Annotated in this window: 11 protein-coding genes and 1 other RNA gene; 2 read left to right on the top strand and 10 right to left on the bottom strand. The window is 70.4% G+C overall.

The window, feature by feature from the left end:
* Positions 1 to 4 precede the first annotated feature (4 nt).
* Complete coding sequence (locus OG206_RS20145; protein ID WP_327118020.1) at positions 5 to 976, bottom strand: LysR family transcriptional regulator; 972 nt, start codon at positions 974 to 976, stop codon at positions 5 to 7.
* Positions 977 to 1,059: 83 nt separating this feature from the next.
* Here OG206_RS20145 and OG206_RS20140 point away from each other — a divergent pair, with 83 nt between their 5' ends.
* Entirely contained in the window at positions 1,060 to 2,286 is a 1,227-nt protein-coding gene (locus OG206_RS20140; RefSeq protein ID WP_442805873.1) for an MFS transporter, read from the top strand.
* 61 nt (positions 2,287 to 2,347) lie between these two features.
* Here OG206_RS20140 and ssrA read toward each other — a convergent pair.
* The 5 genes from ssrA to ftsE all read right to left on the bottom strand — a co-directional run bounded on the left by ssrA (position 2,348) and on the right by ftsE (position 6,294).
* Positions 2,348 to 2,735: a transfer-messenger RNA gene (ssrA, locus tag OG206_RS20135) on the bottom strand.
* Positions 2,736 to 2,852: 117 nt separating this feature from the next.
* A complete protein-coding gene (gene smpB, locus OG206_RS20130; protein ID WP_327118018.1) occupies positions 2,853 to 3,341 on the bottom strand; it encodes an SsrA-binding protein SmpB in 489 nt (162 codons plus the stop codon).
* Positions 3,342 to 3,359: 18 nt separating this feature from the next.
* A complete protein-coding gene (locus tag OG206_RS20125; protein WP_327118016.1) occupies positions 3,360 to 4,547 on the bottom strand; it encodes a S41 family peptidase in 1,188 nt (395 codons plus the stop codon).
* A gap of 68 nt (positions 4,548 to 4,615) precedes the next feature.
* On the bottom strand, positions 4,616 to 5,536 hold the full coding sequence (gene ftsX / locus OG206_RS20120) for a permease-like cell division protein FtsX (RefSeq protein ID WP_327118014.1): 921 nt from the start codon (positions 5,534 to 5,536) through the stop codon (positions 4,616 to 4,618).
* A 68-nt stretch (positions 5,537 to 5,604) separates the two neighbouring features.
* Positions 5,605 to 6,294 carry a cell division ATP-binding protein FtsE gene (gene ftsE, locus OG206_RS20115; RefSeq protein ID WP_327118012.1) on the bottom strand — a complete coding sequence of 230 codons (690 nt, stop codon included), beginning with the start codon at positions 6,292 to 6,294 and terminating at the stop codon, positions 5,605 to 5,607.
* Positions 6,295 to 6,551: 257 nt separating this feature from the next.
* On the opposite strand from ftsE, the gene OG206_RS20110 reads away from it, so the two are divergent.
* Entirely contained in the window at positions 6,552 to 6,746 is a 195-nt protein-coding gene (locus tag OG206_RS20110; RefSeq protein ID WP_327118010.1) for a hypothetical protein, read from the top strand.
* 133 nt (positions 6,747 to 6,879) lie between these two features.
* On the opposite strand, the gene OG206_RS20105 is transcribed toward OG206_RS20110, so the two are convergent.
* The 4 genes from OG206_RS20105 to OG206_RS20090 all read right to left on the bottom strand — a co-directional run bounded on the left by OG206_RS20105 (position 6,880) and on the right by OG206_RS20090 (position 12,326).
* Positions 6,880 to 7,770 carry an LPXTG cell wall anchor domain-containing protein gene (locus OG206_RS20105; protein ID WP_327118008.1) on the bottom strand — a complete coding sequence of 297 codons (891 nt, stop codon included), beginning with the start codon at positions 7,768 to 7,770 and terminating at the stop codon, positions 6,880 to 6,882.
* Positions 7,771 to 8,119: 349 nt separating this feature from the next.
* The gene (gene prfB, locus OG206_RS20100) at positions 8,120 to 9,226 is read right to left on the bottom strand and encodes a peptide chain release factor 2 (protein WP_327118006.1); all 1,107 of its coding nucleotides are present in this window, start codon (positions 9,224 to 9,226) and stop codon (positions 8,120 to 8,122) included.
* A 70-nt stretch (positions 9,227 to 9,296) separates the two neighbouring features.
* Positions 9,297 to 10,532 (bottom strand): serine/threonine-protein kinase, encoded by a 1,236-nt coding sequence (locus OG206_RS20095; protein ID WP_327118004.1) that lies wholly within the window; start codon positions 10,530 to 10,532, stop codon positions 9,297 to 9,299.
* Between the two features lie 147 nt (positions 10,533 to 10,679).
* Positions 10,680 to 12,326, bottom strand: a complete 1,647-nt coding sequence (locus OG206_RS20090; RefSeq protein ID WP_327118002.1) for a serine/threonine-protein kinase — start codon at positions 12,324 to 12,326, stop codon at positions 10,680 to 10,682.
* Between the last annotated feature and the right edge of the window lie 216 nt (positions 12,327 to 12,542).

Raw genomic sequence — 12,542 nt, 5'->3', positions numbered from 1 at the left:
TTGTTCATGAACGGTGACACATGAGTGACGCATCCATTCCGGGCAACCACGACTTCGGTGGTCGGGCCATCCAGCCTTCCGTCGCAGCTAGTTCGGCCACCGCCGCGCGCAGAGCGGCCAGCCCCGGGTGGTCGATGCCCTTGCGCCACACCATCAGGAGCGGGGACAGCGGCACCGGACGCACGAGGGGGCGCAGAACCGTTCCAGGCAGGGGCGGAAAGCCGCATACGGCCAGTACGGGGTTGCCGTTCTTCGCCATGACCCGTTGAAATTCGGCCACTCCCACAGCGAGCGGCGCGGGCGGAGCAAGGACGACGTCCCACTCCGCGAAAAGCAGCGCCGCGAGGTCCGTCCACTCCAGCGTGCGCGTATTGCCCGCCCCCGCGTAGACGGTTTCGCCGGCCAGATCACTCATCGCGACCGTCTCCTGCCGGGCGAGCGGGTGATCGCGGGGCAGGAGAACGGCCATCGGCTCGTACCGCACGGGCTGTACGCGCAGCCCGGCGAGCACCGCGGGACTCAGTCCGGCGGCCCGGCCGAAGGACACGTCGAGCCGGCCGGCGAGCACTTCTCCGGCCGCCCAGGTGAGCCCGCTCTCGAAGCGCGCCATCAGCTCGCACTCCGGCGCGAGCTCCCGCGCGCGGGCCAGAACGCGGGCGGCGGTCATCCCGTCGGTGTTCAGGTCGACGAGCAGCGGCCGGTGTTCCGGGCCCGAGAAGGCCGCCGTCAGTCCGGCATGGGCACTGAGCACCCGCCGGGCGAGGGGAAGCAGACGCTCCCCGTCCTCGGTGAGCGACACCTGCCGTGTGGTGCGCACGAAGAGCTCGCGGCCCAGTTCACGCTCCAGCCGGCGGATGTCCCGGCTCAGCGCCTGCTGTGCCACGTAGAGACGGGCGGCGGCACGGGTGAAGTGCAAGTCCTCGGCCACGGCGACGAAGGCGCGCAGGAGCCGGGGGTCGGTGTCGTGGGATGGCACGCGGCAAATTTACAACAGGAGTGCGTGAATGGGACCCGTGCAGGTGTTGGACGGTCCGGAGTGCCCGCCCCGAGGCTGGAGGCGTGCCCCACGAAACCGCCGCCCCGTCCACCGGGACGCCCCCCGGCGTCCCCGCCGCCCCCTTCTCCGCCGGGGCGGGCAATCCCTACATCCGCCTGCTCACCACCCCCGGCGCGCGGGCCTTCACCGCCGGCAACCTCGTCGCCCGGCTCCCCATGGGGATGTTCAGTGTCAGCGCCGTCATCATGATCGCCGCGGCCCACGGTTCGTACGCCCTGGCCGGTGCCGTCACCGCGACCGGGCTGGCCGCGACGGCCGTCGTCGCCCCCTGGACGGCACGGCTCGTCGACAGGTACGGGCAGGCGAGGGTCGCCGTACCGGCCACCGCGTTCGCCACGCTCGGCTCCGTCGCCCTGCTGCTCTGCGTGCACTACGACGCACCGGTCTGGACGCTCTTCGCCGCGTACGCCGCCACGGCCACCACCCCCAACACCGGCGGCATGTCCCGCGCCCGCTGGGCACATCTGCACCGGGGCGATCCGGCGGCCCTGCACACCGCGAACTCCTTCGAACAGGCCGTCGACGAACTGTGCTTCATGCTCGGCCCGGTCATCGCCGCATCCCTGTGCGGGATGCTCTTCCCGGAGGCCGGCACGCTCACCGGGGCGGTCCTCCTGATGACCGGCGTCCTCGTCTTCGCGGCGCAGCGCGCGACGGAACCCCCGGTGGCACCCCGCGCCCGGGCCGCCTCTCCGCTGCGCACCCCGGGAGTCCCCGCCCTGATGGCCGTCTTCCTCGCGACGGGGGCGGTGTTCGGCGCCATGGAGGTCGTCTCCATCGCCCACGCGGGAGGCGCGATCCTCGCACTCCAGGCGGGCGGTTCCTGCGTCGCCGGACTCATGTACGGCGCGCTGCGCCCCACCGGCCCGATCCGCCGCAGGCTGCTGCTCTGTCTGGCGGGCATGACCGTACTGATGGCCCTGCCACTCGTCGTGGCGACGACCACGGACTCCCTGCTCGTCCTGGCCTGCGGTCTGCTGGCGGCCGGAGCGGCCACGGCGCCCACCATGGTCACCGGCATGACCCTGATCCAGCGGCTCACGCCCCCAGCGCAGCTCAACGAGGGCATGACGCTCGCCGTCACCGCACTGCTGGGCGGGATAGCGGCGGGCTCGGCGACGGGAGGCTGGACGGTGGAGCACGCCGGCACGACGACGGGCTACGCGGTACCGGTGTGCGCGGCGGCACTGGCGCTGGCCACGGCGGTGGCCGGCACCCGCCGAGCCTGAGCACACGAAAAAACGAGGACCCCGTCACCGAATGGCGACGGGGTCCTCGTTCACATGGGAATTGTGGAGATGGCGGGAATCGAACCCGCGTCCAACGGTGCAGAACCAGGGCTTCTCCGAGTGCAGTTCGCTGCGCTTTTCTCGGCCCCGGAGGTCACGCGAACAAGCCTCCGACAGGCCCAGTCACTGTTAGATTTCCTTCAGAGCCCCGTGACCGGGCTCAGAAGTTTAGATCCCTAGTTGATGCCAGGATCCGGGTCGGGATCACCCCCGGGCTGACACTCCGCAGAGTCTTCGCTTAGCTGCTAATTAGGCAGCGAGGGCGAAGGCGGAGGAATCGCGCTTAGAAGTGGCGATTATTGTTTGCGACATATGGTTTACGAGATCATTGTCGCTTCCTCGACTCGCTTCCCCTGCCTCGACATCCGCTGTCGAAACCGATCATCCCCATGTTTAATTTACAACAGTTCACATCGCGCACCTTCGCTGAGGTGCACGGCCCATCGTACGTGACCAACGCGCACGGATGCCACCGTATTCCCGTGGCCCCGGGGCCGGCGCCCCGGCTACCCCTGGCGCTGGCGCCGGCGGGCCGCCGCGATCGCGCGGTTCGTCTCCCGCGTGTCCTGCTTCTCACGCAGCGTCTGGCGCTTGTCGAACTCCTTCTTGCCCTTCGCGAGCGCGATCTCGACCTTGACCCTGCCGTCCTTGAAGTACAGGGCGAGCGGCACGATCGTGTGGCCGGTCTCCTGCGACTTGGACTCCAGCTTGTCGATCTCGGCCCGGTGCAGGAGCAGCTTGCGCTTGCGCTTGGCCGCGTGGTTGGTCCAGGTGCCCTGCACGTACTCGGGGACGTGGATGTTGTGGAGCCACGCCTCGTGGTTGTCGATCTGGACGAAGCCGTCGACCAGCGACGCCCTGCCCATCCGCAGCGACTTGACCTCGGTGCCCATGAGCACGAGACCGCACTCGTAGGTGTCGAGGACGTGGTAGTCGTGCCGCGCCTTCTTGTTCTGCGCGATCATCTTGCGCCCGGTGTCTTTTTCCTTGGCCATAGTGCGGTCATTTTCGCACTACGACCCACCCCCGAGGCCACTCAATACCGTCTCGCCCCGCTGCTGGGCCTCCGGGCCCGCCCCGACGTCCGGCGTGATGCCCCTTCCCTCGACGCTCCGGCCGGCGGGGGTGCGGTAGTGGCCGACGGTCAGCTCGGCCACCGAACCCCCCGGCAGCTTGCTGGGCATCTGCACGGAGCCCTTGCCGAAGGTGCGCGACCCCACGGTCACCGCCCGCCCCCGGTCCTGCAGCGCACCGGTCAGCAGCTCGGCCGCGCTCATCGTCCCGCCGTCCACCAGGACGACGACCGGCCGCTCGGTGTCCCCGCCCGGCTCGGCGTACAGCGCGCGCTGCTCCCCGTGCACGTCGTAGGTGGCGACGAGCCCCCCGTCCAGGAAGGCGGAGGAGGCGGTCACGGCCTCGGTGACCAGCCCGCCGGAATTGGCCCGGAGGTCGAGGAGGATCCCGGCGTCCCCCGGGACGTCGTCCACGGCGTCGCGGACCGCCGTGCCCGCACCCTTGGTGAAGGCCGCGACCTTGATCAGCACGGCGGCGGAGGGGCTCGCGCCGAGCCTGCGGACGCTGACCGGGTCCGTGGTGAGCCGGGCCCGGCGCAGCTCCGCGCTCCAGGCACGGCCACCGCGGCTCAGCCCGAGGGCCACCGAGGTCCCCTCGGCCGCACCGGTGCGGTCCCCGCGCAGCAACGCCACGACCTCGGCGACGGGGCGCTTCCCGACCGGGCGGCCGTCGACCGTGCGCAGCACGTCGCCCTTGCGCACGCCCGCGCGGTCCGCGGGACCGCCCGGCTGTACGCCCGTGACGGTGACGTCCCCGTGGACCGACCGGCGGGCGGAGACGCCCACCCCGGTGTAGGAACCGTCCAGGGACCGCTCGAAGTCCTCGTACTCGCGCTCGTCGTAGACGGCGCCCCAGCGGTCCCCGCTGCGGCTGACGACCTCCTCGGCCGCGTCCTTGCCCGATTTCCCGTCGGCCTCGGCGTCGGCGACCGCCTCGGCGATCTCCTCGCGGTCCACGGACCCGACGGTCGAGGAGACGGCACGGGCCTTTATCTCCGTGCCCTCCTCGCCCTCGCGGGGCAGCGACCCCGTGGCCGCCGCCGTGGCCAGCACGCTCGCGAAGACCAACGTCAGGGCCGCCCCGCGTCGGAGGCCGCGGGATTTCAGGTGGTGCGCAGGGCCCGGCATGTGGCCGAGTGTAGGACAACGCCCCGCCGGCACACGGCGCGTTGGCCGCATGCCGTACGGGGCGCTCGTCACACCTTGAGGTACTTGCGCAGAGCGAAGAGAGCCGCAACGGCGGGCATCAGCAGCCCGATCGCGATGACCAGGGGCAGCTTCGTGAGCACCGCGTCCCAGCCGATGAACTCGATCAGGTTCAGCTTCTCCTGCAGCGCGAGACCGCCGTCGATCAGGAAGTAGCGGGCCGCGAGCAGGATGACGCAGGCGAGCAGTCCGCCGATGAGACCGGCGAAGGCGGCCTCCATGATGAACGGCATCTGGATGTAGAAGCCCGAGGCCCCTACCAGCCGCATGATGCCCGTCTCACGTCTCCGGCTGAACGCCGAGACCCGGACGGTGTTCACGATGAGCATCAGCGCGATGACCAGCATCAGTGCCATCAGGAAGACGGCGGCCACGTTCATGCCGTTCATCAGTCCGAAGAGGTTGTCCAGGATGCTGCGCTGGTCCTGTACGGACTGCACCCCGTCACGGCCTGCGAAGGCCGTGGCGACCACCTTGTACTTCTGCGGGTCCTTGAGCTTGACCCGGAACGACTCCTGCATCTGGTCCGGCGTGATGTTGCCGGCCATCGGGGAGTCGCCGAACTGCTCCTGGTAGTGCTTGTACGCCTCGTCGACCGTCTCGAACTGGACCGGCTTCTCGACGACGTCCATCTTCTCGAGATCGGCCTTGATCTCGTTCTTCTGCTCCGCCGTGACGGCGCCCTTGGCGCACTTGGGCACGTCCTTGGCGTCGTTCTTGTTGCAGAGGAAGATCGAGACGTTGACCTTGTCGTACCAGTAGGTCTTCATCGAGCTGACCTGCTCGCGCATCAGCAGCGCGCCGCCGAACAGGGCGAGCGAAAGGGCGACGGAGACCACGACCGCGAAGGTCATCGTGAGGTTGCGACGAAGACCGACGCCGATCTCCGACAGGACGAACTGGGCGCGCATGGCGTCCTTTCAGTACTCGATGCTCGTGCAGATACCCGGTGGGGCCGGCAGCCGGAGGGTGCTCCCTCTCAGTGCTGGTAGCCGTAGACGCCACGCGCCTGGTCACGTACGAGGCGGCCCTGCTCGAGCTCGATGACGCGCTTGCGCATCTGGTCGACGATGTTCTGGTCGTGGGTCGCCATGATCACGGTCGTGCCGGTCCGGTTGATCCGGTCCAGCAGCTTCATGATGCCCACGGAGGTCTGCGGGTCCAGGTTGCCCGTCGGCTCGTCCGCGATCAGCAGCATGGGACGGTTGACGAAGGCCCGGGCGATCGCCACACGTTGCTGCTCACCACCGGAGAGCTCGCCGGGCATCCGGTCCTCCTTGCCCCCGAGACCGACGAGGTCGAGGACCTGGGGCACGGCTTTGCGGATCTCGCCGCGGGGCTTGCCGATGACCTCCTGCGCGAAGGCGACGTTCTCGGCGACGGTCTTGTTCGGGAGGAGCCGGAAGTCCTGGAAGACCGTGCCCAGCTGGCGGCGCATCTGCGGCACCTTCCAGTTGGACAGCCGCGCGAGGTCCTTGCCGAGCACGTGGACCATGCCCTGACTGGCGCGCTCCTCCCGGAGGATGAGGCGCATGAAGGTGGACTTGCCGGAGCCTGAGGAGCCCACCAGGAAGACGAACTCGCCCTTCTCGATGTCGAGTGAGACGTCCCGGAGAGCTGGACGGCTCTGCTTCGGGTAGGTCTTGGAGACGCTGTCGAATCGGATCACGAATGCACCACGGTCGGCCGGGGGTAGGTGAGCGTGACCATACGCGAACCAGGCTCGGGCGTGCAGTCGGCGTCCGTCAATGGGGGATTTGTGCAGGAAAGGGGCCCGGAACGAAACGGGGCGTGCCGGACCTTGTCCGGCGGGCCGCGCCGAAACCGTCCCGAGCTGGCACAGTGGTAGGGGAACAGTTGCGTTTCCCGGAGCGTTGTGCGGAAAGCACGTGAATGCGGCTCCGCCGCGCGGGAGGAGGACTGCGCATGACCTATGACCGACTGGTGTGCGCGAACTGCGCGTCGCCCGTGGCCGAGGGGCGTTGCCCGGTATGCCGGGCGAGCCGGGAGCGCATGCAGGAGCAGGATGGTCCTTTCGCGGGCCTCAATCCGGCGATGCTGATCGCTCTGATGGTGATCCTGGTGGCCGCTCTCGCACTGCTGGCGCACCAGGCCGTCTGACGTCCTGCCGCGGCCCTTGTCGGCCGGAGAGGCGCTGACGGGCGCCTGCGGCCGCTGGAGCCGGTCCCGAACGCGAAGGGGCCCGGAAGGCCGTGTCGGCTCTCCCGGGCCCTTCACCGTGCGTGTGCGGACGTCAGGCGGCCGTACGACCGCTGCCGGCGAGACGCGGCAGGAAGCGGAAGCCGATGCCACCGGCGATCATCGTCGCGGCGCCGAGCAGCAGGAAGGTGGTCTCGGCCGCACCGGTCTCGGCGAGCTCGTCCTTGCCCTTGCCCTGCTCGACCGGCTGGTTGCCGACACTGTCCGTGTCGGTGTTGTCGGCGCAGGCCGCGCCGTCGAGGTCGACGGTGCAGGTGCCAGCGCCGCTGTCGGTGCCACCGTCCTCGCCACCGGTCACGGAACCGGTGGTCCCGCCGTCCGTGCCACCGTCCGTGGTGCCACCATCGGTCGTGCCACCGTCCGTGGTGCCACCATCGGTGGTCCCGCCGTCGGTCGTCCCGCCATCGGTGGTGCCACCGTCGGTCGTCCCGCCATCGGTGGTGCCACCGTCCGTGGTCCCGCCATCGGTGGTGCCACCGTCCGTGGTGCCACCATCGGTGGTCCCGCCGTCCGTGGTCCCGCCATCGGTGGTGCCACCGTCGGTCGTCCCGCCATCGGTGGTGCCACCGTCCGTGGTGCCACCATCGGTGGTCCCGCCGTCCGTGGTCCCACCATCGGTGGTGCCGCCGTCGCTGGTGCCGCCGTTGTCGACACCGCCGGCCACAGTGCCGCCGTCGGTCGTCCCACCGTCGGTCGTGCCACCGTCCGTGGTCCCACCGTCGGCCGTCCCGCCATCGGTGGTGCCACCGTCGATCAGGCCGCCATCGGCGGCGCCGGCCTGCACGCTGACACCGGTCACGTCGGCGTCCACACCGATGTTGATTCCGACGGCCTGGGCGGCGCCCGCTGCGGTGAGCGAGGCGCCTGCTGCGATAACCGCGCCCGCGGCTATACGCGCGACGCGGATTCGCGTCTTCTTCGTCATCTGTTGCTACCCCCAGTAGCTGATCTCGTCGCTGGAACAGCACTATGCGGTCCTCGGCCCTGCGGGGTCACGCTCTCCGCGGGGCCACGCCGTACCGTGGTCATCCCGCCCTCCCCCGATCACGCCTGTCCCGGACATACGCGTGCTGTCCTAGCACCCTGTCCAGAGATAAGGACTACGTCAAGGCGGTTCCGGTGGTATTCGCGGTGTTATAGGGGGCCTTGACGGCTATTCAGGGGTGCGACTGTGACCCATTCACCACAACTTTCCCTCACTTCGCGGTGCGGCCCCCGCATACGCGAAGAGCCCGGGCATTCCCTGCCCGGGCTCAACCACCGTACGGTTACGGCTACTTCTCGCTCTGCTTGCGCCAGCGGATGCCGGCCTCCACGAAGCCGTCGATCTCGCCGTTGAAGACCGCTTCGGGGTTGCCCATCTCGAATTCCGTACGCAGGTCCTTGACCATCTGGTACGGGTGCAGGACGTACGACCGCATCTGGTTGCCCCAGGAGTTGCCGCCGTCGCCCTTGAGGGCGTTCATCTTGGCCTGCTCCTCCTGGCGGCGGCGCTCGAGGAGCTTCGCCTGGAGGACGTTCATCGCGGACGCCTTGTTCTGGATCTGCGAGCGCTCGTTCTGACAGGAGACGACGATGCCGGTCGGCAGGTGGGTCAGGCGCACCGCGGAGTCCGTGGTGTTGACGCCCTGGCCACCGGGGCCGGAGGAGCGGTAGACGTCCACGCGGAGTTCGGACTCGTCGATCTCGACGTGGTCCGTCTGTTCGACGACGGGCAGCACCTCGACACCCGCGAAGGAGGTCTGGCGGCGGCCCTGGTTGTCGAAGGGCGAGATACGGACGAGCCGGTGGGTGCCCTGCTCGACGGAGAGCGTGCCGTAGGCGTACGGGACCTCGACCGCGAAGGTGGTCGACTTGATGCCGGCCTCTTCCGCGTACGCCGTCTCGTAGACCTCGGTCTTGTAGTTGTGCCGCTCGGCCCAGCGGAGGTACATGCGCTGGAGCTTCTCCGCGAAGTCCGCGGCGTCGACGCCGCCGGCCTCGGCCCGGATGGTGACCAGTGCCTCCCGGGCGTCGTACTCGCCGGACAGGAGTGTGCGGACCTCCATCTCGTCCAGCGCCTTGCGGACCGACTGCAGCTCGGACTCCGCCTCCGCGAGGGCGTCCGCGTCGCCCTCGTCCTCGGCCAGCTCGAAGAGCACCTCGAGGTCGTCGATGCGACCGCGCAGTGCCTCGGTCTTGCGGACCTCGGCCTGGAGGTGCGAAAGCTTGCTGGTGATCTTCTGTGCCGCCTCCGGGTCGTCCCAGAGGGACGGCGCCGCCGCCTGCTCCTCGAGCGCGGCGATGTCGGTCCTCAGCGAATCGAGGTCCAGGACGGCCTCGATCGACCCCATGGTCGAGGAGAGGGACTTCAGCTCTTCGGAAATATCGACGACTGCCACGGGTCCAGCGTAACGGCTGGACGAGTGAACCCGTCCATCCCCCGGATCCGGCCCGGCACGGAGCCGGGCCTCAGGGAGTCGCCGGCGCCGAATTCCGGGTGTCCTCGGGGGGCGTCCCGGTGTCGTCGCCGCCCATGGCCAGCCAGCCCCCGACTCCCAGGGCCGCGCACAGGGCGACCACGGCGACACCGAGGGTGATCCTGCGCTTGCGGACGGCCGCCGACCTGTTCCGGGCCGAACCGGGGCGGGGGCGGCCGGGGGCACGCGGGGCACGGGCGGTACCGAGGGGGCCGCCCGCCAGTTCGTCGGGCCCGGGGACGCGCATGCTGGTGTGGGTGTCCCGGTTGGAGTCGGGGCTCGACCCGGGCACCAGCGGGACAGCACCGCGACGGCGCGGCTCCTCGGGGACCGGCGCGTACGGCTGTTCGTCGTAGGCCTGCGGTTCCTCGGTGTCCGGCTCGTCGACGTCGAGCGGCGGTATCCCCGACAGGAGCGGGAGCAGCGCGCGGAGTCCGGCGGCGAGCTCGGACGCGCGCAGGCGGGAGGCGGGGGCCTTGGCCAGGCACTGGACCAGGAGCTGCCAGAGTTCCTCGGGGATGCCCGGCAGCGGCACGACGGTCTCGGTCACGTGGCGGCGCAGGACCGCCCCGGGGTGTCCGCCTCCGAAGGGGGTGAAGCCCGCGAGGAGCTCGTAGAGCACGGTCGCGAGGGCGTAGATGTCCACGGCGGCGCGTGGCGGGAGCCCTTCGACGATCTCGGGAGCCAGGTAGTCCGGCGTGCCGATGATCTTGGTGGCCTTCGTGCGCCGAGGGGTGTCGATCAGCTTGGCGACGCCGAAGTCGGTCAGCAGGGCGGGGTGCGAGCCGCCGGGGCCCGCCGGGCCCTCCATGTCGAGCAGGATGTTCTCCGGCTTGACGTCGCGGTGCACGACTCCGGCGCGGTGCGCGGCGGCGAGGCCGTCGGCGACGTCCGCGACGATCGCCACCGCGGCCTCGGGTGCCAGGCGGCGCTCCCGGTCCAGGCGGGTGCGCAGGTCGGTGCCCCGTACGAGGTCCATCACCAGGGCCAGGTCGGTGCCGTCCACCACGAGGTCGCGGACGGCGACGACGTGCGGGTGGCCGAGTCCGAGCAGCGCGGTGCGTTCCTGCACGAAGCGGCCCACGAGCTCCTGGTCGGACGCGAGGTCCTCGCGGAGCAGCTTGATGGCGACCGGGCCCTCGGGCCCCTCACCGAGCCACACCGTGCCTGCGCTGCCACGCCCCAGGATCTGGTGCGCGGTGTACCGGCTGCCGATATTCCGTGCCAAGACTGCTCCCTCAGCGGCTGGCGTTGACCCCCCGGTCGACAAAGTTACGCGGCGATCGGGGGGTTGCGTGCCCTGGATGGCGCCAACCTTCACTTCTGCGGGCGAATTGACCCCGCGGAAGTCGACAAAGGCACAGGCAGGGGCGGCCTACTGGCCGGTGGACCCGCTGGAGCTGCCCGAGCCGCTCCCGAGGTCCTCGAACCACTTGGTGACCTTGTCGATGCCGTCTCCTATGGCGCTCCAGAAGCTCTGCCCCTGGGCGACCCAGTCCTGAAGCGGCGTCAGTTCCCAGATGAGCCAGGCGGCGACGATCAGCAGCACCACCGAGAACAGGCACCCCTTGAGGCAGCCGAGGCCCGGGATGCGCATCGGGTTGGCACTGCGCTGCCTCGGCTGGCGCGGTGCCGGCGGCTGCGGAGCGGGGCGCTGCGGCGGCGCGTACTGCTGCCGCTGGGACTGCTGCTGCGGCTGGCTGTAGCGCTGGGGCTGCTGCTGCCGCTGTTGCTGTTGCTGTTGCTGTTGCGGGTACTGCTGGTGCTGGGGGCGCTGCTGATGCTGGGGCTGCTGCTGCGCCTGCTGCTGGCGCTGGGGGCGGCGGCGCAGCGGATCCTGGCTCGGGTCGAGGTACTGGACCTGCGTCTGCTCGTTGCGGTCGCGGGCCGCCCTGAGCTGGGACTGCCACGGGTGCGGCTCGTCGGGACGCGGGGGGCCGTCCGGATGCGGCGGCACGGGCGGCATCATCGCCGTCGGGTCGGCCTGGCCGCCCGCACCCGCGGTCTGCTGCATGACGCTGGTCGGGGCGGCCGGGTCGTACGAGCCCGCGTTCCCGGGCAGCACCTGCGTGAGGTCGGCGGCGCCGGGGGTCCCGGGCACGGCGGCGGGGGCCGGGTCGGGGGCGAGCAGGGCACCGACGCCCTCGGCGGCCGCGATCTGCGCCGAGTTCGCGTGCACTCCGACGCCGGCACCGACGGCACGCAGCGCGCGGGCCAGGCTGACGGCGCTGGGCCGCTGGTCCGGGTCCTTGCGCAGGCAGCGCTCGATGACGGTCCACAGCGGCTCCGGCACGTTGCCGGGGCGTCTGGGCTCCTCGCTGAGGTGCCGGTGCAGGACTTCGAGTGCGGAGCCCCCGGCGAAGGGGGGTCGGCCGGTGACCAGCTCGTACAGCAGGATGCCCGCGCCGTAGATGTCCACGGCGGAGGTCTGCGGGCGGCCCTCGGCGGACTCCGGTGCCACGTACGCCGGGGTGCCGACGAACTCGTGGGTGCGGGTCAGCCCCGGGGAGTCCGCGAGACGGGCGATGCCGAAGTCGGTGAGCATCGGGTGCATCTCGCCGTTGCGCTCGTCGAGGAGCACGTTGGCCGGCTTGAGATCGCGGTGGACCACGCCGTCGGCGTGACTGGCGGCGAGCGCGTCCGCGATCTGCGCCGTGAGCAGCGAGGCGGCGACCGGGGTGAGCGGACCGTTCTCGCGCAGGTAACGGTGCAGGTCGGGACCGTCGACCAGGTCCATCACCAGAGCGAGGAGATCGCCCTCGACCACGAGGTCCCGGGTCCGGACGATGTTCGCGTGGGTGAGCCGCAGCAGCACGGAGCGCTCGCGCAGGAACCGCATCACGACGTCCGCGTCGTTGGCCAGCTCCTCCTTGAGCACCTTGATCGCAACGGTCTCGCCGGGCTGCCCGGCGACGGCCGCCTCGGCGCCCGCGGTCTCCCGCTGGCGGGCTCGCCAGACGGTGCCCGTGGCGCCGCGTCCCAGCGGCTCCTCGAGCAGGTACTTGCTGCCTACCGGCCGCACGTCATGCGCTCCCTGCTGATCGTTGTGCTGGCGGTCCCCCCGGGCCCGCCCGGATGTTCCGGCCCACTCTAGTGCCGCGGTACGGGGCACCGGCCGGTCGTCCTCCGGTCATGTTCGAGGGAAGACGCCGACACGGAGGAGTTGGTTGCCGAACGAGTGTGCAGCACGGCCCTGGCAGGACCAAGCAGGCACTTTTGCACCCGTACTCGGCCAATC

Source organism: Streptomyces sp. NBC_01341 (assembly GCF_035946055.1).
In the GTDB taxonomy this organism is placed as follows: domain Bacteria; phylum Actinomycetota; class Actinomycetes; order Streptomycetales; family Streptomycetaceae; genus Streptomyces.
This window is presented reverse-complemented; position numbering and strand designations above follow the sequence as displayed.